Genomic DNA, 20383 nt, shown 5'->3' with positions numbered 1-20383 from the left:
CTTTACATCCGGCGTTCCCCTCCCAGAAATAGCGCTATCTCCATTCTGGCATTCTTTTTGCTCCTGCTTCGCTGACACATTTTTTCCGCGTCCACGCCGTAACGGACGTTTTCGCACAGCGTTCTTTTTCAGGAGTGAAAATATGCACCGTCGTACTTTACTAAAAGCCTTCGCGTTATCCGCGTCCGTCGTGGCGATGGGGATGAGTTTTGGCGCGCAGGCGGCCGATACCATCAAAGTGGGGATCATGCATTCTCTTTCCGGCACGATGGCCATCTCCGAGACCCCGCTGAAAGATGTTGCCCTGATGACCATCGACGAGATCAACGCCAAAGGCGGCGTGCTGGGTAAGAAACTGGAGCCGGTGGTGGTGGATCCGGCCTCAAACTGGCCGCTGTTTGCCGAAAAGGCCCGTCAGCTGCTGAGCCAGGATAAAGTGGCAGTGGTATTCGGCTGCTGGACGTCGGTGTCGCGCAAATCCGTACTGCCGGTCTTTGAGGAGCTGAACGGCCTGCTGTTCTATCCGGTGCAGTATGAGGGCGAGGAAATGTCGCCAAACGTCTTCTATACCGGCGCGGCGCCGAACCAGCAGGCCATCCCGGCGGTGGAATACCTGATGAGCGAAGACGGCGGCGCGGCGAAACGCTTCTTCCTGCTGGGAACCGATTACGTCTATCCGCGCACCACCAACAAGATCCTGCGCGCGTTCCTGCATTCGAAAGGGGTGGAAGATAAGGACATCGAAGAGGTTTACACCCCGTTTGGCCATAGCGACTACCAGACTATCGTCGCCAATATCAAAAAGTTCTCTGCGGGCGGCAAAACCGCCGTGGTGTCGACCATCAACGGCGATTCCAACGTGCCATTCTACAAAGAGCTGGCTAACCAGGGACTGAAGGCGACGGACGTGCCGGTGGTGGCGTTCTCCGTGGGTGAAGAAGAGCTGCGCGGGATCGACACCAAACCGCTGGTGGGCAACCTGGCGGCATGGAACTACTTTGAATCCGTGGATAATCCGACAAACCAGGCGTTCGTGGCGGATTACAAAGCCTATGCGAAGGCGCACAAGCTGCCGAACGCCGACACCGTGGTGACCAACGACCCGATGGAAGCGACTTACGTAGGGATTCATATGTGGGCGCAGGCGGTGGAAAAAGCGGGCACTACCGACGTGGATAAAGTGCGTGCGGCGATGGCCGGTCAGTCCTTTAAGGCGCCGTCAGGCTTTACGCTCACCATGGATGCCACCAACCACCATCTGCATAAGCCGGTCATGATCGGTGAAATCGAAGGCAACGGTCAGTTCAACGTGGTGTGGCAGACGGAACAGCCGGTACGCGCCCAGCCGTGGAGCCCGTTCATCGCCGGGAATGACAAAAAGCCCGACCAGCCGATGAAAACCGCCAGCAACTAAGCCATCACCGCAGGGAGAAACGTCATGAACGCCATGCGCCTGTTCATCGCTCTTGTATGGCTTTCCGGACTGCTGCCAGGGATGGCGCAGGCATCGGATGCCGATCGTTTTGTTGCCGCCAGCCGCAGCCAGCAGGCGGATTTGTTGACGCAGTGGGCCGCCGCGCCGGACGTGGTTAGGCTGCCGCTGCTGCAGGCGCTGCAAAAGGAAAACTTGTATACCGACAGCCAAAAGCACGCCTTTGCGCAGCGCAATGGTCAAATGATTTCGCTCGGTGACGCAAAGGCGGCCGAAGGGCCAACCAAAGCCGTTCGTCTGACCAACCGGCTGCGCGTACTGGCCGCCACGGCCATCGCGACGCATCAGCTGGTGAGTGACAGCGTCACCGAAAGGCGATCGGCGGCACGTCAGCTGCAGCGCGATGCCCGGCCCGACATGCTCGCTTTTCTGGAAAAGCGAGTGAGCGATGAAACGGATGCCGTGGCGCGTCAGGCGCTGCTGCTGGCGGTCGCGAATCTTCAGCTGGCCAGCCCGCAGGCCGAGGTGCGCCGCAAGGCCGTGACGTTGTTGGGCCAGTCCGACGATCCGGACGTACAGTCCAGACTCACCCCGTTTACCCAGCTACAGACGGAGCCGGATAGCGGCGTTCGAGCGGCCGCCGAAGAGAGTCTTAGCCAGATCCAGCACCGCCTGATGTGGGGCGATCTGCTGGGCCAGGCGTTTATGGGGCTGTCCCTGGGGTCGGTGCTGCTGCTGGCGGCGCTGGGGCTTGCCATCACCTACGGCCTGCTGGGGGTCATCAATATGGCGCACGGCGAAATGCTGATGCTGGGCGCGTATGCCACGTGGATGGTGCAGCAGGCGATGGCCGGGCTTGCGCCCCAGTGGCTGGCGCTCTATCCCGTTATCGCGCTGCCGGTCGCGTTCTGCCTGACGGCGGGCATCGGGATGGTGCTGGAGCGCACCGTGATTCGTCATTTGTATGGTCGTCCACTGGAAACGCTGTTGGCGACGTGGGGCATCAGCCTGATGCTTATCCAACTGGTGCGCATGACCTTTGGCGCCCAGAACCTCGAGGTGGCGAACCCGGCATGGCTCTCCGGTGGGGTGCAGGTTTTTGCCAACCTGACGCTGCCATGGAACCGCATTGTGGTGCTGGGCTTCGTGCTGCTGGTGCTGTTCTTCACCTGGCTCATTCTGAACAAAACCCGTCTGGGGCTCAACGTGCGGGCGGTGACGCAAAACCGCAGCATGGCCGCCTGCTGTGGGGTACCGACAGGGCGCGTCGATATGCTGGCGTTTGGGCTTGGCTCCGGGATTGCGGGGTTAGGCGGCGTGGCGCTATCGCAGCTCGGTAACGTCGGGCCGGAGCTGGGCCAGGGCTATATCATCGACTCCTTCCTTGTGGTGGTGCTCGGAGGCGTAGGCCAACTGGCAGGCAGCGTGGCCGCGGCGTTTGGTCTGGGGATCTTCAATAAAATTCTTGAACCGCAGATGGGGGCGGTGCTGGGCAAGATCGTGATTCTGGTGGCGATCGTGCTGTTTATTCAGAAACGCCCCCAGGGGCTGTTTGCGCTGAAAGGGAGGGTGATTGACTGATGAGCCAGCCGCTGACCTTAACGCTGGCGCGCAAAGCGCCACGCACAACGCAACTTGCAGGCAGCCTGCTGGTGGTGTGTCTGCTGATATTGCCGTTTTTCGCCTTACTGCCTGCGACGCATCCGCTGGCGCTGTCGACCTGGATGCTGACCCTGATTGGCAAGATCCTCTGCTACGCCATCGTTGCGGTGGCGCTGGATCTGGTGTGGGGATATGCCGGGATGCTGTCGCTTGGGCACGGGATCTTCTTCGCGCTGGGCGGCTACGCGATGGGCATGTACCTGATGCGCCAGGCCGCGGGTGACGGCCTGCCCGCGTTTATGTCGTTTCTCTCCTGGAGCGAGCTGCCGTGGTTCTGGTGGGGAACCCAGCATTTTGCCTGGGCGCTGGTGCTGATTGTGATGGTGCCGGGACTGCTGGCGCTGGTGTTTGGCTGGTTTGCCTTCCGCTCAAAGATCAAAGGGGTCTACTTCTCGATTATGACCCAGGCGCTGACCTATGCCGGGATGCTGCTGTTCTTTCGCAACGAAACCGGCTTTGGCGGCAATAACGGCTTTACCGGCTTCACCACGCTGCTCGGGTTTTCGGTGACGGAAACGACCACCCGTATCGCGCTGTTTCTGGCCACAGTGCTGTTGCTGCTCCTGGCTCTGGGCACAGGGTTTGCGCTGGCGAAGAGCAAGTTTGGCCGCATCCTGACCGCCGTTCGCGATGCCGAAAATCGGCTGACGTTTTGCGGCTACGATCCGCGCGGCTTCAAGCTGCTGGTATGGACGCTCTCTGCCGTGCTGTGCGGTCTGGCGGGGGCGCTGTATGTGCCGCAGGTGGGCATTATCAACCCTGGCGAAATGTCGCCGACAAACTCGATAGAAGCGGCTATCTGGGTGGCGCTGGGCGGGCGCGGCACGCTGGTGGGGCCGGTGATTGGAGCGGCGCTGGTGAACGGGGCGAAAAGTTTCTTCACCGTCGCGATGCCGGAATACTGGCAGCTGTTTCTGGGGTTGATTTTTATCGGCGTCACGCTGTTTTTACCGCGCGGCGTCTATGGTCTGTTTCGAAAGGGAGATAAATAATGCAGCCAGCCGAAGGGTTATTTACCCGCCAGTTGCCCGGCGATCGTTACCGCGAGCAGACCGACCCGGTGCTTCAGCTTGAGGCCATTAACGTCAATTTTGATGGCTTTCAGGCCCTGACCGATCTCTCGCTGAATATCGGCGTGGGCGAGCTGCGCTGCGTGATCGGTCCCAACGGGGCCGGTAAAACCACGCTGATGGACGTCATCACCGGCAAAACGCGTCCAGAGAGCGGCAGGGCGATTTACGATCAGTCCATCGATCTGACCGCGCTGGAGCCTGCGGCCATTGCCCGCCAGGGGATCGGGCGTAAATTCCAGAAACCCACCGTTTTTGAAGCGCTGACGGTGTGGGAAAACCTGGAGATCGCCATGAAAATCGATAAGTCCGTCTGGGCGAGCCTGCGGGCAACGCTCAACGGTGAACAGCGCGACCGCATTGATGAGATGCTGGTTTTGCTGCGCCTTAGCAGCGAGCGCGACCGCCGCGCCGGGCTGCTTTCCCACGGGCAAAAGCAGTTTCTGGAGATCGGCATGCTGCTGGTGCAGGACCCGCATCTGCTGCTGTTGGATGAACCCGCCGCCGGGATGACCGACGCAGAGACGGAATACACCGCAGAGCTGTTCAAAACGCTGGCGGGCAAACACTCCCTGATAGTGGTGGAGCACGATATGGGCTTTGTTGAAACCATCGCCGACCACGTGACGGTGCTGCACCAGGGTCGGGTGCTGGCGGAAGGGTCGCTTCGCGAAGTTCAGGCCAACGAGCAGGTGATTGAGGTCTATCTGGGACGTTAAGGAGAGGGAATGTTACAGGTCAACGAACTGAATCAGTATTACGGCGGCAGCCATATCCTGCGCGGCGTGAGCTTTGAGGCCGTCACCGGCGAAGTCACCTGCCTGCTGGGGCGCAACGGCGTCGGGAAAACCACGCTGCTGAAGTGTCTGATGGGGCTGATCCCGGCGAAAACCGGGGAGGTCATCTGGCAGGGTAAAAAGATCACCCACAGCAAGCCGCACCAGCGGGTGCAGTCTGGCGTGGCGTACGTTCCGCAGGGTCGCGAGATTTTCTCGCGCCTGACCGTGGAAGAGAACCTTCTGCTGGGGCTGTCGCGATTTTCCGCCCGCGAGGCGAAGCAGGTGCCGGAAGAGATCTGGCAGCTGTTCCCGGTGCTTAAAGAGATGAAGCATCGTCGCGGGGGCGATCTCTCCGGGGGACAACAGCAGCAGCTGGCGATTGGGCGCGCGCTGGCGAGTCGTCCGCAGCTGCTGATTCTGGATGAGCCGACCGAAGGCATACAGCCGTCGGTGATTAAAGAGATTGGCCAGGTGATCCGCACTCTGGCGGACCGGGGGGATATGGCGATCCTGCTGGTTGAGCAATTTTACGACTTTGCCGCCGAGCTGGCAGACAGCTATCTGCTCATGTCGCGCGGCACCATTATTCAGCGCGGACGGGGTAAGAACATGGAGCAGGAGGGCGTGCGCGGCCTGGTTGCGATCTGAAATGTTATAATATAACATCCTCGTTCTTATCAAACGGAATGAGGGTGTTATGTTGACTGCACATATTGGAAAATTTGCTATGACTCTGGGGGCGCTGCTGGTCAGCGGCCAGCTGTTTGCTCACTCGCACGGCCATCAGATGACTGAAGCGGAACAGAAAGCGGCGAACGGTGTGTTTGAGGATAAAGACGTGAAGGACAGAACGCTGTCTGACTGGGACGGGACCTGGCAGTCGGTCTATCCGTTCCTGCTTGATGGTTCGCTCGATCCGGTCTTTAAACAGAAAGCGCAGAAAGACAAAAGTAAAACCTTTGACGAGGTCAAAGCCTACTACCGAACGGGTTATGCGACGGACGTGGATGCCATCGGCATCGAAAATAACGTGATGGAGTTCCATCAGGGTAAAGCGGTCAGCCGCTGCCATTATGATTACAGCGGCTACAAAATTCTGACCTACGCGTCAGGTAAGAAAGGCGTGCGCTATCTGTTTGAGTGTAAGGACGCCAGCAGCAAGGCGCCGAAGTTCGTGCAGTTCAGCGACCATACCATCGGACCGAAGGCCTCTTCGCACTTCCATATTTTCATGGGCAATACCTCCCACGAGGCGCTGCTGAAAGAGATGGATAACTGGCCGACCTATTACCCGAACGAGATGTATAAAGAGCAGGTGGTGGAGGAGATGTTGCACCACTGATGCTTTATTGCCGGGTGGCGGCTGCGCCTTACCCGGCCTGCATTTGCTACGCCGCTTTGGGCGACTCGCACCACGCCTTCACGCTCATCCCGCGCAAAATCATCAGCCATGCGACAACAATGGCGACCATCATTATGACAAACAACGACCAGTGCGGCAGGTTGGTCAGGATGATACCGGTGATCATCGGGTTTGCCGCCGCGCCGAGCCAGCCCAGCGCCTGCGCGGAAAAATAGCTCGCCTTCATTCCCGGTGGCGCAATGTTGTCGATCAGCATGTATTCGCCAGGGGCATAGATAATCTCACCCAGGGTGAAGATGGCGGCAGCAATGCCCCAGTAAACCAGGTTCTCTCCGGAGAGCATAAAGCCGCCCAGCCCCACGATAAAAAACAGGGTAGCGAGGGTCATCAGCGGGCGTATATTGCTGGCTGAGATTTTGCGGCCCAGCGCATATTGCAGCGTCACCACCACGGCGGCGTTGACCGGGAGCACCACGGCCACCACCTTTTCGGCGAAATCACTGTCCGCATGCGCGGCCAGAACGTATTGCGAAATACAGCTCGCGAACGACCCGCCCACGTATGAGGCCAGCAGGCCAGACAGCGTGTACCAGAACAGCGCGCGGTCTTTCAGTAATACCGACGGCTGCCAGGGCGTCTTCTCCTCGGAAGTATCCAGCGCCACGCTTTTTTGCACAAAGAAATGGATAAAGCCCAGCGGCAGGGCAGCGCAGAAGGCCGCCAGCCAGAACGGCAGCTGCAGGCTGTACATCACCAGCAGGGTGCCAATCGGCGGTCCGATCGTCCAGCCAATGTTCAGGAAGCTGTAGTTCAGCGAGAAGACGCGCGCTTTCTGGCTCGCGGTGAGCACGTCGGAGAACCAGGCCTTCAGTACCGTCGAAAAGACGGAATAGGCGCAGTTGATCAGCGCAAAGAACAGCACCACCAGCGTGACGTTATCGACCAGCGGGATCGCGACAAAGCCGGCGATAAAGGCCACGATGGCGATCAGCATGTAGCGTTTTTTATCAAACTTATCGGCAAGAATGCCAAACCCCAGGCTGAACACCACGCCGATAGTCAGCGCAATCGTCAGGGCATAACCAATATTCTCGACGCTCATGCTGTAGACGCGTGTGAGATAGATGGTCATAAACGGCAGCGTTGCCCCTCGACCAATGGTTAACAACAATGACGATGCCAGCAGCGCTGCGGTTGAGCGCCTGAGAGATGGTTTCATATTCCTGCCCGACAGTTGCTTATGCTTTTATTAGATGTGTGTTAACAGGATTACCATGACATAAGGGGCTTGTATAGCACCTGATTTATCCCTAAGTGCTTCAGCTGCCTGCCAGAAATAATGATCTTCTCGCGGCGCACTTTTTTCTGTTACCTTGAAGTGTTAACAAATTATTAATAATTCAGGGGCTGGGTATGACGCGGAAAGACGGGCTGCTGGCGTTGCTGGTGGTCGTAGTATGGGGGCTCAACTTTGTGGTCATTAAGCTGGGGCTGCACAACATGCCGCCGCTGATGCTGGCCGGTTTACGCTTTATGCTGGTCGCTTTTCCGGCCATCTTCTTTGTCGCCCGCCCGAAGATCCCGTTGAAACTGCTGCTGGGCTACGGTCTGACCATTAGCTTTGGCCAGTTCGCGTTTCTCTTCTGCGCCATCAAGTTCGGTATGCCGGCGGGTCTTGCCTCGCTGGTGTTACAGGCGCAGGCGTTCTTTACCATTATTCTCGGGGCGTTCGTGTTTGGCGAGCGTCTGCAGGGCAAACAGCTGGCGGGGATCACCCTGGCGGTGTTCGGCGTGCTGGTGCTGATCGAGGCCAGCCTGAATGGTCAGCATGTGGCGCTGCTCGGGTTTATGTTGACGCTGGCGGCAGGGCTGAGCTGGGCCTGCGGGAATATCTTCAACAAGCTGATCATGCAGCACGAGGCGCGCCCGGCGGTGATGTCGCTGGTGGTGTGGAGCGCACTGATCCCGGTTATTCCGTTTCTGCTGGCGTCGAGTATTCTGGACGGTCCGGCGGTGATGTTGAACAGTCTGGTTGACATCGATATGACCACGATCCTTTCTCTTGTCTATCTGGCCTTTGTCGCTACCATTGTGGGCTACGGGATCTGGGGATCGCTGCTGGGACGGTATGAAACCTGGCGCGTCGCACCGTTATCTCTGCTGGTACCGGTGGTAGGGCTTGCCAGTGCGGCACTCTTACTGGATGAAACGCTAAGCGCGCTGCAGCTGTTTGGCGCCGTGCTGATCATGGCCGGGCTGTACATTAACGTGTTTGGTCTGCGGGTTCGTCGGACGACGCGGGTAAGCGAAAAGGCATAAAAAAAGCCCCGCGTCTGCGGGGCAAAAACGAATCAGAGGCCGTGCTGATTATAATAAGGCACGCCTAATTCGTCGGATTTGTCGCTACCAGCACCCATATGGTTGAAATCATAAGGCGACTGGTCATGTGCTGACGGCAAAATCATCGTATCAGGATTATTTTGCTGCGTTGCACGAGGGGTTTGCTCCGCGAAGGTCTGGCTGGAGAACAGCACCAGCAAGGCGAGGGCGGCGGAGGCGATAACTTTCATGATTTCCTCGGTTACGTCTGTTACAGGCGATGATTAACTACAGTGTTTTAACGGATACAGGTATCGGGATTCGCCCGGCACGCTGGTGATTCGGTACTTATGAGGCGGCACGTCAAAATAGTTCTTGAACGTACGCGTCAGGGTTTGTTGCGATTCAAATCCGTAACGCTCCGCCAGATAAAGGATCGGCTCATTGCTTTCTTTCAGTTTCTGGGCAATTTCCGTCAGCTTGCGGCTGCGAATATATTGACCTAATGAATGACCGGTCTCTTTTTTGAACATCCGTTGCAGGTGCCATTTGGAGTAACCCGAACGCTCTGACACTTTTTCAAGGGAAAGCGGCGATTCCAGGTTATCTTCGATCCAGTCCAAAATGCTATGAATGGTAATAGCGTCAGTATTGCGTCTGGACATCGTCATACCTCTTTTTTCTGTTTACGGCAGGATTTTCTTCAGCAAAAGCTCAAGGGTTGCCACTTCATCTGCCGTTAAGTTTTTTGTTAGTTCCTGATGCAGTGTTTGTCCTACTAATTGATGACATTGCTCGCACATGTCCGCGCCATCGCTGGTTAGCTTCACCAGTACGCCGCGTTTGTCATTCGGGTTAGGGCTTCGTTCTATCCATCCTTTGCAGACGAGACGATCGAGCATGCGGGTTAACGCGCCCAGATCGACAGAGAGCACCTTTTTCAGCTCAACCGGCGTGATACACACTTCGCAGCGAATGGAACACAGCACTTTGAACTGTGTTGCGGTGATATCCAGCGGTGACAGGTAGTCATTGAGCAGGCGATCTTTTTTCTGATTGACCATATGAATAAGACGACCCAGCGGAACAACGTCGTTAAAGATATCACTGGTGCTTTTCACAATGGTTGCCCTGGCAAGTAATTAGTCACGGCAGATATTATTGCTCAGGCAAGTATAAGTCAACTGAATGAGTCAGCCGATGCCACGAATTGCTAAAACGTTTCATGAACTTTTTTTGAGGTCTTTCAAATCAGATAGATAACTGACAGTTATCTTTTCAGAAGGGAAATAATCGTTACGTTACACCCATGGCTGAATGTCACACTTTCACCCTATAATTGCTGTGTTAAATATGGATAAGGACAACAACGCACTATGTTGGATTTAATTAAAGCAATCAGCCTTGGGCTGGTGGTCTTGCTGCCGTTGGCTAACCCGTTAACGACGGTGGCGCTGTTCCTCGGGCTGGCAGGGAATATGAATAGCGCCGAGCGCAACCATCAGTCGATGATGGCCTCGGTGTATGTGTTTGCCATCATGATGGTGGCTTATTACGCCGGACAGGTGGTGATGAATACCTTCGGGATTTCCATCCCGGGCCTGCGTATCGCCGGGGGGCTGATTGTGGCCTTTATTGGTTTCCGCATGCTGTTCCCGGCGCAAAAAGCGCATGAGTCGCCGGAAGCGGCCAGCAAATCGGAAGAGCTGGAAACCGAACCGAGTGCCAATATCGCCTTTGTGCCGATTGCCATGCCGAGCACGGCGGGGCCGGGTACCATTGCGATGATCATCAGCTCCGCGTCGACGGTGCGTGACAGCGCAACCTTCCCGGACTGGGTGCTGACGGTTGCGCCACCGCTGATTTTTGCGATTATCGGTCTTATCGTGTGGGTGTCGCTGCGCAGCTCTGGCGCCATTATGCGCTGGGTAGGAAAGGGCGGTATCGAGGCGATTTCCCGCCTGATGGGCTTCTTACTGGTCTGTATGGGCGTGCAGTTTATTATTAACGGCGTGCTGGAAATTATTAAGACCTATCATTGATGTCTTGCCCGGCGGCGCTTCGCTTGCACGGGCCTACGGGTTTTGTAGGCCGGGTAAGGCGAAGCCGCCACCCGGCAAGAAGGCTCACCCGTGCTGCCCCTGTTCCTCCAGCGCCACCGGCCATTTACGGAAGATGAGCACCGACCAGACAAGCGCCACCAGGGCCGGAATAGCCCCCAGATAGCCAATCGCCGACATCGACACGTGCAGTATGACCTGATTTCCCACCAGCGCGCCCGCGCCAATCCCCAGATTGAAAATCCCGGAGAACAGCGACATGGCAACGTCCGTTGCATCCGGCGCCAGGGCCAGAACTTTCACCTGCATGCCCAGACCAATAATCATGATCGCCACGCCCCAGAACAGGCTCAGGATCGCCAGATAGCTTTCACTGCCCGCGGCGGGCATCAGCAGCAGCAGGCAGGCCAGCAGCAGGCCGATGGCGCTGCTCACCAGTAAGGAGGCGTGCCGGTTACCCAGCTTGCCAAACAGCACGCTGCCAATAATGCCCGCGCCGCCGAGGATCAGCAGTAAGACGGTAGCAAAGTTGGCGCTAAAGCCCGCCACCACCTGCACAAACGGTTCAATGTAGCTATACGCCGTGTAATGGGCCGTCACCACAATGACGGTCAGCAGGTAGATACTCAGCAGCGCCGGGCGACGCATCAGCAGCGGCAGGCTTTTCAGCGAGCCGGAATGTTCGCTCGGCAGCGCGGGCAGCAGTTTAATCAGACATACCAGCGTAACCAGCGCACCCATACCGATGGCGAAGAAGGTCGTACGCCAGCCGAAGTATTGCCCCACGATGCGGCCAATTGGCAGACCCAGCACCATCGCCAGTGCGGTACCGGTAGCAATCAGGCTCAGCGCCTGCGCGCGTTTCCCTGCCGGCGCCAGGCGAATCGCCAGCGACGCGGTGATAGACCAGAACACCGCATGGGCAAAGGCGATGCCGATGCGGCTCATGACCAGCACCGTAAAATTCCACGCCATAAATGACAGCACGTGGCTCGCAATGAACAAGACAAACAGACCGATCAGCAGCCTGCGCCGCTCCATCTGGCTGGTCAGCAGCATAAACGGCAGGGACATTAGCGCCACTACCCAGGCGTAGATGGTCAACATAATGCCCACCTGAGCCGTTTCCATCTGGAAACTTTCAGCGATGTCAGACAACAGCCCAACCGGCACAAATTCTGTGGTATTAAAAATAAACGCGGCAATGGCCAGCGTGACCACGCGTAGCCACGCAACCCTGCGGGAAACTGTGTTCGTTGTCATAGGGATGTCGGAGATTCGTTGCTGTAAAGAAGAGGAGACGATCTTAAAACGTCAAACGGCGAAAACTCAACCATTATGTGATGCAGATCTCAATATTTACCTTATAAAAGCGGTAGCCGGGAACGCTGTTTTCATTGAATATAAAAGAACAACATAATAAAAACAGGCGGTAAGACAATGCAGGAGATTGATTTTTATCTGGTCGATGCGTTCAGCGATACCTCGTTCGGCGGCAACCCGGCAGCCGTTTGCCCGCTGAAAGCGTGGTTGCCCGATGAGACCTTACTGAAAATGGCGCAGCAGCATAATCAGTCGGAAACGGCTTTTTTCGTCTGCAGTAAAGGGGGCATTGAGCTCCGCTGGTTTACCACGCTCACCGAAGTCAATCTCTGCGGCCACGCTACGCTGGCGGCCGCGCACGTGCTGTTTACCGAGCTGGATTACCCGGATTCGCGGATCCACTTTGAAACCGCCTCTGGCCGCCTGACGGTCAGCCGGGAGGGGGAGTGGATGACGCTGGACTTCCCGGCATGTCCAACCCATGAAGAGACGCCCCCGCCTGAGATGCTCTCGGCGCTGGGTATCAGCCGCTACGTTGAAGTCCGTAAAGGGCGCGCCTGGGTCATCGTTCTTGAAAATCGCCAGCAGGTCGAGGCCCTTGCGCCACACTTTTCGGCGATGACGCCGGGCGAGCATAAGGTGAGCGTGACGGCGCGCGGTGAGGGGGAATACGATTTTGTCAGCCGCTTTTTCTCACCGGGCGTTTCCGTCCCGGAGGACCCGGTCACCGGCTCCGCGCACACGATGCTGATCCCGTACTGGAGCGAAAAGCTGGGCAAAACGACGATGTTTGCCCGTCAGGTTTCAGCGCGCGGTGGCGATGTGCGCTGTGAGCTGAAAGGCTCGCGGGTGCTGATGAGCGGACAGGCCACACTTTATCTGAAAGGCACAGTTTTTCTGCGCTAAATAGCCATAACAAGAGAGGAAGAGACAATGCAGGAAATTGATTTTTATCTGGTGGATGCCTTCAGCGACAAAACCTTTGGTGGCAACGCCGCAGCGGTATGTCCTCTGGAAGAGTGGCTGCCGGACGAGACGCTGCTCAAAATGGCGCAGCAGCATAACCAGTCTGAGACCGCCTTTTTCGTGCGCACCGACGGTGGGTTTGAGCTGCGCTGGTTTACCACGCTGGATGAAATTAACCTCTGCGGCCACGCTACGCTTGCCGCATCGCACGTCATTTTCGAATACCTTGATTACCCGCACACTGAGATCACCTTCACCACCCGCTTCGTGGGCGAGCTGACGGTTAAACGCAGCGGCGACTGGCTGACGCTGAACTTCCCCGCGTGGTCGACGGAGGTTGTGGATAATCCTCCCGAGGTGCTGTTTAGCGCCCTGGGCATCACGGCGGCAAAAGAGGTGCGCGAGGGTCGGGATTACATGGTGGTGCTGGAGAGCCAGCAGCAGGTGGAGGCGTTAACGCCGGATATCGGTGCCATGCTTCCGCTGGATAAAATGGTCTGCGTGACGGCACCAGGCGAACAATATGACTTCGTCAGCCGCTTCTTCTGCCCGGGCGAAGGGGTGCCGGAAGATCCGGTTACCGGTTCTGCCCACAGCATGCTGATCCCGTACTGGAGTGAAAAGCTGGGCAAAACGTCGCTCAATGCCCGCCAGGTGTCGCACCGTGGCGGGGATCTGCGCTGCGAGCTTAAGGGCGACCGCGTGCTGATCGGCGGTCAGGCCACCCTGTATCTGAAAGGGCGCGTCTTTTTGCGCTAACAGGGCGGAGCGATAAGTTAATACTATGTAGCACCCAGGCAGGCCTGCGCTATGTTGAAATTTAGCCTCATAAAAAAGCAAGGAGCCTGCCATGTATTCCATTACCTCTGAATCTGCACGTCATCCGGACATTCTCGCTCTGATCGCGGCGCTTGACCGCTATCAGAGCGAACTCTATCCCGCCGAAAGTAATCATCTGCTCGATCTGGCTGCGCTGCCGGAAGCCTCGCTGATCCTGATGATCATTCGCGACCAGCAGCTGCACGCCGTGGGCTGTGGCGCTATCGTGCTCAACGGTGACGGAACGGGGGAGATGAAGCGGGTCTATATCGATCCGGCCCATCGCGGGCAGCATCTCGGCGAAACGCTGCTGGCCGCCCTGGAAGATGAGGCTCTGAGCCGTCATTGTCATACCGTAAGGCTGGAGACGGGCATCAAGCAGCATGCCGCGGTGCGTCTTTATGAACAGTGCGGATACGATTTGCGTCCGGCGTTTGCCCCGTACGTTGACGACCCGCTCAGCCTGTTTATGGAGAAGGCGCTGGTTGAAGACGTTCGTTTAGCAGCGCTATAAAAGCTTCCAGCTGGCGGGTCATCGCCCCGCGTCGCCACACCAGCCAGGTGGTGAGCCAGCGCCAGTTTTCCGCCAGCGGCCAGGCTTCAACCTGATGATGCCCAGGCATGCTCTCCAGCATCGAGCGCGGCATCAGTGCGATGCCCGCGCCCGCAATGACGCAGGCGAGCATGCCGTGATAGGACTCCATCTCATGAATGCGGCCGGGCGTGGCGCGGTCAGCGTGAAACCAGCTCTCCAGGTGTCGGCGATACGAGCAGTTGGCGCGAAAGGCATAGACGTCGCTGCCGCTGACCTGCGAGGCGCGCGTCACCTCCGCATGCCCGGCAGGCGTGACCAGCATCATCTCTTCCCGGTAGACCGGCATGCCTTCCAGCTCCGGGTGCGAAAGCGGACCGTCGACGAAGGCGGCGCTTAGGGTTCCCTCCAGTACTCCATCAATCATCGTCCCGGAAGGCCCGGTAGAAAGGGCAAACTGAATACGCGGATAGCGCTGGTTAAACTGCGCCAGCGTTTCAGGAATGCGCACGGCGGCGGTGCTTTCCAGCGAGCCGAGGGCAAATAACCCCTGCGGCTCATCCCCCGCGACAACCATGCGCGCTTCATCCACCAGGGCGAGGATCTGCCTGCTGTAGCGCAGGAAGTTATGGCCAGCCGGGGATAAGCGCAAACGCTGGTTCTCACGAATAAACAGCTCAACGCCCAGATCGGCTTCCAGCTGGCGGATGCGGGTCGTCAGGTTAGACGGCACGCGATGCACCTTCTGCGCCGCCTGGGTGATGCTGCCCGTCAGCGCGACGGCGTTAAACATTTCAAGCTGGGTTAAGTCCATGGCATTCTCGTTTCGTGAATAAGGTGGTTAGTATTATTCATTTTTAAGAAATAGCAGAGTGAGCCACAATCAATCAACCGAAATGCGTGGAGAACATCATGAAATATTCATCTGCTACACATGCCCTCTCTGTTAACCCGGCAACGGGTGAAACCCTCGCTGCGTATCCCTGGGCGACGCCGGAAGAGGTTGAACGCGCGATTTCTCAGTCCGACGCGGGCTATCGCCAGTGGCGACGCGAAAGCGTGTCCCACCGGGCGCAGAAGCTGCGGGATCTCGGCGCCGCGCTGCGAAACCGTGCGGAAGAGATGGCGCAGATTATCTCCCGTGAAATGGGCAAGCCCATCCTGCAGGCGCGAGCGGAAGTGGCAAAGTCCGCCGGTCTGTGCGACTGGTATGCCGAGCACGGCCCGGCGATGCTGCGTGCGGAGCCGACGCTGGTGGAAAACCACAACGCGGTCATTGAATACCGTCCGCTGGGGCCGATTCTCGCGGTGATGCCATGGAACTTCCCGCTCTGGCAGGTGCTGCGCGGCGCGGTGCCGATTCTGCTGGCCGGTAACAGCTATCTGCTCAAACATGCGCCCAACGTGCTCGGCTCTGCGGATCTTATTGGGCAGATCTTTGCGGATGCGGGTTTCCCTGAAGGCGTGTTCGGCTGGGTGAACGCCACCAATGACGGCGTCAGCCAGGCGATTAACGATCGTCGTGTTGCTGCGGTGACCGTCACCGGCAGCGTGCGTGCCGGGGCAGCCATTGGGGCTCGGGCAGGAGCCGCGCTGAAAAAATGCGTTCTTGAACTGGGCGGCTCAGACCCGTTCATCGTTCTCAACGATGCCGACCTGGATCTTGCCGTGAAGGCGGCGGTAGCGGGTCGCTACCAGAATACCGGGCAGGTGTGCGCGGCGGCAAAACGCTTCATTGTGGAAGAGGGTATTGCGGACACCTTTACCCAACGCTTTGTCGATGCGGTTGCGGCCCTGAAGCTGGGCGCTCCGGACCAGGAAGAAAACTACCTGGGCCCGATGGCGCGTTTCGATCTGCGCGATGAACTGCATCAGCAGGTGCAGGCGACGCTGGCAGAAGGTGCAACGCTGCTGCTGGGCGGTGAGAAAATCAGCGGCGAGGGGAATTACTATGCGCCAACCGTGCTGGCGAATGTCACCCCGTCGATGACGGCGTTCCGCCAGGAGCTGTTTGGTCCGGTCGCGGCCATTACCGTCGCGAAAGACGCGGAGCATGCCCTGATGCTTGCCAACGACAGCGACTTTGGCCTGTCCGCCACCGTCTTTACCGCTGACGCAGCGCTTGCGGATAAATTCTCCCGCGAGCTGGAGTGCGGCGGCGTGTTTATCAACGGCTTTAGCGCCAGCGATGCGCGCGTGGCTTTTGGTGGCGTGAAGAAAAGCGGTTTCGGCCGCGAGCTTTCCCACTTTGGCTTGCACGAGTTCTGTAACGTGCAGACGGTGTGGAAGGATCGCGTGTAATCCTTAATTTCGGCCCTCGTCGTGAGGGCCGTTGTCATTATTCTGCCATGGTTCTGTCATTTTCATTTCGTAGACTCGCACGCGTCTAACGCCTTGTAAATGAAGCTAATTATGAACCTAACGCAAATTTTCCGCTGTATTGCGCAGCGTCTCACACCTCGTCACTTTGGCCTGCTGACGGGCATCTTTTGCATTATTGGCCTTTTCTCCGCGGTGCAGCTCTCCTCGTCACTCCTGCTTAACGCCTCCCTGAACAACGCCCAGCGTAACGAGCAGCAAAACCTGCTGGCCTGGCAGCAGCAGAGCAAGCTGGATCTGGCCCGTGTTTCCCTACTGGCGGCAAGCGATCTGCTTAACCGGTCCGGCGTCTGGTTTATGCAGGATAAAGAGACCGGCTCCGACGGAAGCTGGCATAGCCTGATGGACGATGCGCAAAAGGCGCTGACGGTTTCTCAGCAGGCGTGGAAGGCCTGGCTGGCGCTGAATCCGCCGAAAGATGACGCGCTGGTGAACAGCTATCAGCTTTTCTACGGTGCGATTAACGAGCAGGCTGAAGGTCTTCTCAAGACCAACACCATCGACGCTTTTTTTGCCGTCCCGGCGCAGGCGTTTCAGACGGATTTTAACGATAACTATGCGCGCTATCAGCAGGCAAGCGAGAAGCAGGCCATGCAGGGGCGCCAGAGCTTAATGGCGCAGCTCTCCGGTCTGCAAACGTTATTCCTGTTTGCGCCGGTGCTGTTAGTCGCCATCGCCGCTGTCGTCTGGTTCGGCATGTCCAGATGGGTGATTACGCCGCTGCGTCGGTTGATTGCGCATATCAACCGGCTGGCGGCAGGGGATCTCTCCGGCACGCCGCCGGACGTCATGCGCTTCAACCGGGAGATAGGGCAGCTTAGCGACAGTATTGCCACGATGCAGCACGGTCTTCAGCAGCTGGTCACGCAGGTCAGCCATGCCACGGCGACCATGGTGGAGAACATTGGCTCCCTGGCGCAGGGTAACCAGAAGCTGTATCAGCAGTCGGCGCGTCAGGCGAAAGAGCTTGAGGATGTGACGGCGCATATCGCGGCGCTGGAAAACCATGTGGAAGGGAATACCGGCTATGCCAGACTCGCCAGTTCGCGGGCCGATGAAGCGCGTCAGGCCGCCGTGGGCGGAGACCAGATGATGTCGACGGTAAACGCGTCCATGCAGGCGATCGTCGACCGATCGTCCGAGATGCGCGGGATCGTGGCGATGATCGACAGCGTGGCGTTTCAGACCAACATCCTGGCGCTGAATGCGGCCATCGAGGCGGCCCATGCCGGAAACCAGGGGCGCGGGTTTGCCGTCGTCGCCCGGGAGGTTGGATTGCTGGCCAGAAAGAGCAGCCACTCGACGCAGACCATTCAGCAACTGATCAACCGCTCGGTTCAGGGGATTGAAGACGGTTCCCGTGCCGTCACCCGGATGGAAGAGAATCTGCAGCAGGTTACCGGTCTGGTGGGCAATTTAAGCAGTTTGCTGAATGAGATCTCCACCGCCACCCTCAGCCAGGGAGAGAGTATTCACCAGATGACGCGTCAGCTTCAGGCACTGAACCAGGTCTCCCGTCAGACGGACCTGCTGGTCTCTGACGCCTCGGATGCCTCTGAGCGACTGCAAAAGCAATCCGATCTTTTATTGCAGGCCGTTTCGCGTTTTCGTCTTAGCGCCTGACGCAATACATAAGCCTCTGTTATACTCGCAGCCCGTTTTAGCCTGAGGGCAAGGAGCAAAGTGTGGCTGCGGTCATCCATAATGAGATGTTGGACGAGATTCTGGCGCAGGTTCGTCCGTTAATTGGAAAGGGGAAGGTTGCCGACTATATTCCGGCCCTTGCCTCGGTCAGCGGGAATAAGCTGGGCATTGCTATCTGTACTATCGACGGACAGCGATACCAGGCAGGGGATGCAACAGAACGTTTTTCCATCCAGTCCATTTCGAAAGTGCTCAGTCTGGTTGCGGCGATGCGCCAGTATGAAGAAGACGAGATCTGGCAGCGGGTGGGCAAAGATCCGTCCGGCCAGCCTTTTAACTCGCTGCTTCAGCTCGAGATAGAACAGGGTAAACCGCGAAATCCCTTTATCAACGCCGGGGCGCTGGTGGTCTGCGATATGCTGCAAAGCCGCCTGAGCGCACCACGTCAGCGAATGCTTGAGATTGTGCGTCAGCTCTCGGGCGTTGACGACATTACCTATGATACGGTTGTGGCACGCTCGGAGTTTGAACACTCTGCCCGTAACGCGGCTATCGCCTGGCTGATGAAATCCTTCGGTAATTTCCACAACGACGTGGCGACCGTCCTGCAAAACTACTTCCATTACTGCGCCCTGAAAATGAGCTGCGTTGAGCTGGCTCAGACGTTCCTGTTCCTTGCGCACCAGGGGCACGCACCGCACCTTGATCAGGAAGTCGTTTCGCCGCTTCAGGCTCGTCAGGTTAACGCGCTGATGGCCACCAGCGGGATGTATCAAAACGCCGGCGAGTTTGCCTGGCGCGTTGGGCTTCCGGCTAAATCGGGCGTCGGTGGCGGGGTCGTGGCGATTGTGCCGCATGAAATGGCGATAGCCGTCTGGAGCCCGGAGCTGGATGAAACGGGAAATTCGCTTGCCGGCGTAGCGGTTCTGGAGAAACTGACCCAGCGTCTGGGACGTTCAGTATACTGATGCCCGATCTGGATCCTCTCTTTTCCCGTCTGGCGCGATCGACATTTCGCTCGCGCTTTCGGTTAGGCGATAAAGAACGACAGTACTGCTGGGACAAAGGCCCCGAAACCATTGACCAGCATGCCGCGGATTTTGTCGAAAAGCGCCTTGCGCCTGCACAACCCGCAAATGACGGTAAACAGACGCCTATGCGCGGTCACCCGGTGTTTATCGCCCAGCATGCCACCGCCACCTGTTGTCGGGGCTGCCTGGCAAAATGGCATAACATTCCACAGGGTGTAACGCTCACCGCGCCGCAACAAAATTATATCGTCAGCGTTATCCATCACTGGCTGGTGCTGCAGATGAACGCCTAAATTTGACGAGTTATGCTCCAGTGGTATTTGTGTTATAGATGCATCCTAAGTTAGTCCCGATCATGCTGACGACCGCAATAATTGCCATAAGCTTTCATATGGAATGATATTTAATGCGTTCTGCTCTTACCGCTTTCAGGCCGTTCCAGCCTGACACGCCGCTGCGAAATGCATCGACGATCTTCATCCTCACCACCTTGTTCTATTTTGTGGGCGCGGAATTACGGCTCGTTGAGGCCCTGTCGCTGTTCTGGCCGCTGAATGGCGTCATGGCAGGGATCTTCGCCCGCTATGTCTACCTGAATCGCCTGCATTACTATGCGGTATGCTATGTCGCGATGCTGTTGTACGACGCGGTGACGACCAACTGGGGTATAGCCTCAGCGGTAATCAACCTGTCTAACATGATCTTTATTGTTGTCGTCGCCGTGCTGGTTCAGCGCGACAAGCGACTGATGAAGAAAACCCCCGATCCGCTTAACGCGCTACGCCTGTTTAACTACTGTCTGATTGCCGCGCTGCTTTGTGCCTTACTCGGCGCGGTGGGGTCGGTCGGGATTGACAGTCACACCTTCTGGCCGCTGTTTGCCGACTGGTTTAGCGAGCAGTTCTCAACCGGCGTGCTTGTTGTGCCCTGTATGCTCACGTTACGTATGCCCGGGCGTGATCTCAGGTTACGTCTGGAGCAGCTGCTGCCGGTGATGGCGCTGA

The 20383-nt window shown here is 57.6% G+C and carries 21 protein-coding genes and 1 pseudogene; 16 read left to right on the top strand and 6 right to left on the bottom strand.

Going from position 1 to position 20383, the window contains the following annotated elements:
* Nucleotides 1-142: 142 nt before the first annotated feature.
* Genes urtA through zinT form a run of 6 tightly spaced genes read left to right on the top strand, consistent with a single transcriptional unit; the run spans nucleotide 143 to nucleotide 6285 of the window.
* Nucleotides 143-1414: an urea ABC transporter substrate-binding protein gene (gene urtA, locus DOU50_RS08515; protein ID WP_023618714.1), complete on the top strand. Its 1272-nt coding sequence runs from the start codon at nucleotides 143-145 to the stop codon at nucleotides 1412-1414.
* A 24-nt stretch (nucleotides 1415-1438) separates the two neighbouring features.
* Complete coding sequence (urtB, locus tag DOU50_RS08510) at nucleotides 1439-3013, top strand: urea ABC transporter permease subunit UrtB (RefSeq protein WP_148769199.1); 1575 nt, start codon at nucleotides 1439-1441, stop codon at nucleotides 3011-3013.
* Nucleotides 3013-4086, top strand: coding sequence for an urea ABC transporter permease subunit UrtC (urtC, locus tag DOU50_RS08505; RefSeq protein WP_148769198.1), 1074 nt, complete (start codon nucleotides 3013-3015; stop codon nucleotides 4084-4086). Before urtB ends, urtC begins: the two co-directional genes overlap by 1 nt.
* A complete protein-coding gene (gene urtD / locus DOU50_RS08500) occupies nucleotides 4086-4883 on the top strand; it encodes an urea ABC transporter ATP-binding protein UrtD (RefSeq protein WP_148769197.1) in 798 nt (265 codons plus the stop codon). Before urtC ends, urtD begins: the two co-directional genes overlap by 1 nt.
* 9 nt (nucleotides 4884-4892) lie before the next feature.
* Nucleotides 4893-5591, top strand: coding sequence for an urea ABC transporter ATP-binding subunit UrtE (gene urtE, locus DOU50_RS08495; protein WP_148769196.1), 699 nt, complete (start codon nucleotides 4893-4895; stop codon nucleotides 5589-5591).
* Nucleotides 5592-5643: 52 nt separating this feature from the next.
* A complete protein-coding gene (gene zinT, locus DOU50_RS08490; RefSeq protein ID WP_148769204.1) occupies nucleotides 5644-6285 on the top strand; it encodes a metal-binding protein ZinT in 642 nt (213 codons plus the stop codon).
* 46 nt (nucleotides 6286-6331) lie between these two features.
* On the opposite strand, the gene ydeE is transcribed toward zinT, so the two are convergent.
* On the bottom strand, nucleotides 6332-7525 hold the full coding sequence (gene ydeE / locus DOU50_RS08485) for an efflux MFS transporter YdeE (protein WP_061715154.1): 1194 nt from the start codon (nucleotides 7523-7525) through the stop codon (nucleotides 6332-6334).
* Nucleotides 7526-7719: 194 nt separating this feature from the next.
* On the opposite strand from ydeE, the gene eamA reads away from it, so the two are divergent.
* On the top strand, nucleotides 7720-8625 hold the full coding sequence (gene eamA / locus DOU50_RS08480; protein WP_061715153.1) for an O-acetylserine/cysteine exporter: 906 nt from the start codon (nucleotides 7720-7722) through the stop codon (nucleotides 8623-8625).
* A 32-nt stretch (nucleotides 8626-8657) separates the two neighbouring features.
* On the opposite strand, the gene marB is transcribed toward eamA, so the two are convergent.
* The 3 genes from marB to marR are packed head-to-tail and all read right to left on the bottom strand — an operon-like array spanning nucleotide 8658 to nucleotide 9746.
* Nucleotides 8658-8876, bottom strand: a complete 219-nt coding sequence (gene marB / locus DOU50_RS08475) for a multiple antibiotic resistance protein MarB (RefSeq protein WP_023335698.1) — start codon at nucleotides 8874-8876, stop codon at nucleotides 8658-8660.
* Between the two features lie 33 nt (nucleotides 8877-8909).
* On the bottom strand, nucleotides 8910-9290 hold the full coding sequence (gene marA / locus DOU50_RS08470; protein ID WP_008502237.1) for an MDR efflux pump AcrAB transcriptional activator MarA: 381 nt from the start codon (nucleotides 9288-9290) through the stop codon (nucleotides 8910-8912).
* A gap of 21 nt (nucleotides 9291-9311) precedes the next feature.
* Complete coding sequence (gene marR, locus DOU50_RS08465; RefSeq protein ID WP_032647191.1) at nucleotides 9312-9746, bottom strand: multiple antibiotic resistance transcriptional regulator MarR; 435 nt, start codon at nucleotides 9744-9746, stop codon at nucleotides 9312-9314.
* A gap of 255 nt (nucleotides 9747-10001) precedes the next feature.
* On the opposite strand from marR, the gene DOU50_RS08460 reads away from it, so the two are divergent.
* On the top strand, nucleotides 10002-10667 hold the full coding sequence (locus tag DOU50_RS08460) for a MarC family NAAT transporter (protein ID WP_024908448.1): 666 nt from the start codon (nucleotides 10002-10004) through the stop codon (nucleotides 10665-10667).
* A gap of 84 nt (nucleotides 10668-10751) precedes the next feature.
* On the opposite strand, the gene DOU50_RS08455 is transcribed toward DOU50_RS08460, so the two are convergent.
* Nucleotides 10752-11948, bottom strand: a complete 1197-nt coding sequence (locus DOU50_RS08455; RefSeq protein WP_148769195.1) for a sugar transporter — start codon at nucleotides 11946-11948, stop codon at nucleotides 10752-10754.
* Nucleotides 11949-12125: 177 nt separating this feature from the next.
* On the opposite strand from DOU50_RS08455, the gene DOU50_RS08450 reads away from it, so the two are divergent.
* The 3 genes from DOU50_RS08450 to DOU50_RS08440 all read left to right on the top strand — a co-directional run bounded on the left by DOU50_RS08450 (nucleotide 12126) and on the right by DOU50_RS08440 (nucleotide 14307).
* Nucleotides 12126-12914: a PhzF family phenazine biosynthesis protein gene (locus DOU50_RS08450; protein ID WP_148769194.1), complete on the top strand. Its 789-nt coding sequence runs from the start codon at nucleotides 12126-12128 to the stop codon at nucleotides 12912-12914.
* A 27-nt stretch (nucleotides 12915-12941) separates the two neighbouring features.
* Nucleotides 12942-13733, top strand: a complete 792-nt coding sequence (locus DOU50_RS08445) for a PhzF family phenazine biosynthesis protein (RefSeq protein WP_148769193.1) — start codon at nucleotides 12942-12944, stop codon at nucleotides 13731-13733.
* 91 nt (nucleotides 13734-13824) lie between these two features.
* Nucleotides 13825-14307, top strand: a complete 483-nt coding sequence (locus DOU50_RS08440; protein WP_032647199.1) for a GNAT family N-acetyltransferase — start codon at nucleotides 13825-13827, stop codon at nucleotides 14305-14307.
* On the opposite strand, the gene ptrR is transcribed toward DOU50_RS08440, so the two are convergent.
* Nucleotides 14261-15139, bottom strand: coding sequence for a putrescine utilization regulator PtrR (gene ptrR, locus DOU50_RS08435; RefSeq protein WP_148769192.1), 879 nt, complete (start codon nucleotides 15137-15139; stop codon nucleotides 14261-14263). The two genes, DOU50_RS08440 and ptrR, sit on opposite strands and share 47 nt — an antisense overlap.
* Before the next feature lie 98 nt (nucleotides 15140-15237).
* Here ptrR and sad point away from each other — a divergent pair, with 98 nt between their 5' ends.
* From sad to DOU50_RS08410, 5 genes and pseudogenes are all read left to right on the top strand, one after another.
* Entirely contained in the window at nucleotides 15238-16626 is a 1389-nt protein-coding gene (gene sad, locus DOU50_RS08430; protein WP_148769191.1) for a succinate-semialdehyde dehydrogenase, read from the top strand.
* A gap of 111 nt (nucleotides 16627-16737) precedes the next feature.
* Nucleotides 16738-18327, top strand: a complete 1590-nt coding sequence (locus DOU50_RS08425) for a methyl-accepting chemotaxis protein (protein ID WP_148769190.1) — start codon at nucleotides 16738-16740, stop codon at nucleotides 18325-18327.
* Nucleotides 18328-18389: 62 nt separating this feature from the next.
* Entirely contained in the window at nucleotides 18390-19316 is a 927-nt protein-coding gene (glsB, locus tag DOU50_RS08420) for a glutaminase B (RefSeq protein WP_024908464.1), read from the top strand.
* Nucleotides 19316-19672 carry a DUF4186 domain-containing protein gene (locus DOU50_RS08415; RefSeq protein ID WP_032647208.1) on the top strand — a complete coding sequence of 119 codons (357 nt, stop codon included), beginning with the start codon at nucleotides 19316-19318 and terminating at the stop codon, nucleotides 19670-19672. Before glsB ends, DOU50_RS08415 begins: the two co-directional genes overlap by 1 nt.
* 113 nt (nucleotides 19673-19785) lie before the next feature.
* Nucleotides 19786-20383, top strand: a pseudogene (locus tag DOU50_RS08410) (diguanylate cyclase); the annotation flags it as partial.

The sequence above is a fragment of the Enterobacter sp. C6 genome, assembly GCF_008122455.1.
GTDB classification, from domain to species: domain Bacteria; phylum Pseudomonadota; class Gammaproteobacteria; order Enterobacterales; family Enterobacteriaceae; genus Enterobacter; species Enterobacter pseudoroggenkampii.
The sequence above is the reverse complement of the archived record's forward strand: the minus strand, read 5'-3'. Positions and strand labels throughout refer to the sequence as shown.

Excerpts from the sequence above, each read along its gene's own strand:
- DOU50_RS08460 (WP_024908448.1), top strand. The coding sequence starts at position 10,002 with ATGTTGGATTTAATTAAAGCAATCAGCCTTGGGCTGGTGGTCTTGCTG.
- ydeE (WP_061715154.1), bottom strand. The coding sequence starts at position 7,525 with ATGAAACCATCTCTCAGGCGCTCAACCGCAGCGCTGCTGGCATCGTCA.
- marB (WP_023335698.1), bottom strand. The coding sequence starts at position 8,876 with ATGAAAGTTATCGCCTCCGCCGCCCTCGCCTTGCTGGTGCTGTTCTCC.
- urtD (WP_148769197.1), top strand. The coding sequence starts at position 4,086 with ATGCAGCCAGCCGAAGGGTTATTTACCCGCCAGTTGCCCGGCGATCGT.
- DOU50_RS08450 (WP_148769194.1), top strand. The coding sequence starts at position 12,126 with ATGCAGGAGATTGATTTTTATCTGGTCGATGCGTTCAGCGATACCTCG.
- urtB (WP_148769199.1), top strand. The coding sequence starts at position 1,439 with ATGAACGCCATGCGCCTGTTCATCGCTCTTGTATGGCTTTCCGGACTG.
- urtE (WP_148769196.1), top strand. The coding sequence starts at position 4,893 with ATGTTACAGGTCAACGAACTGAATCAGTATTACGGCGGCAGCCATATC.
- ptrR (WP_148769192.1), bottom strand. The coding sequence starts at position 15,139 with ATGGACTTAACCCAGCTTGAAATGTTTAACGCCGTCGCGCTGACGGGC.
- eamA (WP_061715153.1), top strand. The coding sequence starts at position 7,720 with ATGACGCGGAAAGACGGGCTGCTGGCGTTGCTGGTGGTCGTAGTATGG.
- urtC (WP_148769198.1), top strand. The coding sequence starts at position 3,013 with ATGAGCCAGCCGCTGACCTTAACGCTGGCGCGCAAAGCGCCACGCACA.
- marA (WP_008502237.1), bottom strand. The coding sequence starts at position 9,290 with ATGTCCAGACGCAATACTGACGCTATTACCATTCATAGCATTTTGGAC.
- urtA (WP_023618714.1), top strand. The coding sequence starts at position 143 with ATGCACCGTCGTACTTTACTAAAAGCCTTCGCGTTATCCGCGTCCGTC.
- DOU50_RS08440 (WP_032647199.1), top strand. The coding sequence starts at position 13,825 with ATGTATTCCATTACCTCTGAATCTGCACGTCATCCGGACATTCTCGCT.
- DOU50_RS08455 (WP_148769195.1), bottom strand. The coding sequence starts at position 11,948 with ATGACAACGAACACAGTTTCCCGCAGGGTTGCGTGGCTACGCGTGGTC.
- DOU50_RS08415 (WP_032647208.1), top strand. The coding sequence starts at position 19,316 with ATGCCCGATCTGGATCCTCTCTTTTCCCGTCTGGCGCGATCGACATTT.
- sad (WP_148769191.1), top strand. The coding sequence starts at position 15,238 with ATGAAATATTCATCTGCTACACATGCCCTCTCTGTTAACCCGGCAACG.
- DOU50_RS08425 (WP_148769190.1), top strand. The coding sequence starts at position 16,738 with ATGAACCTAACGCAAATTTTCCGCTGTATTGCGCAGCGTCTCACACCT.
- DOU50_RS08445 (WP_148769193.1), top strand. The coding sequence starts at position 12,942 with ATGCAGGAAATTGATTTTTATCTGGTGGATGCCTTCAGCGACAAAACC.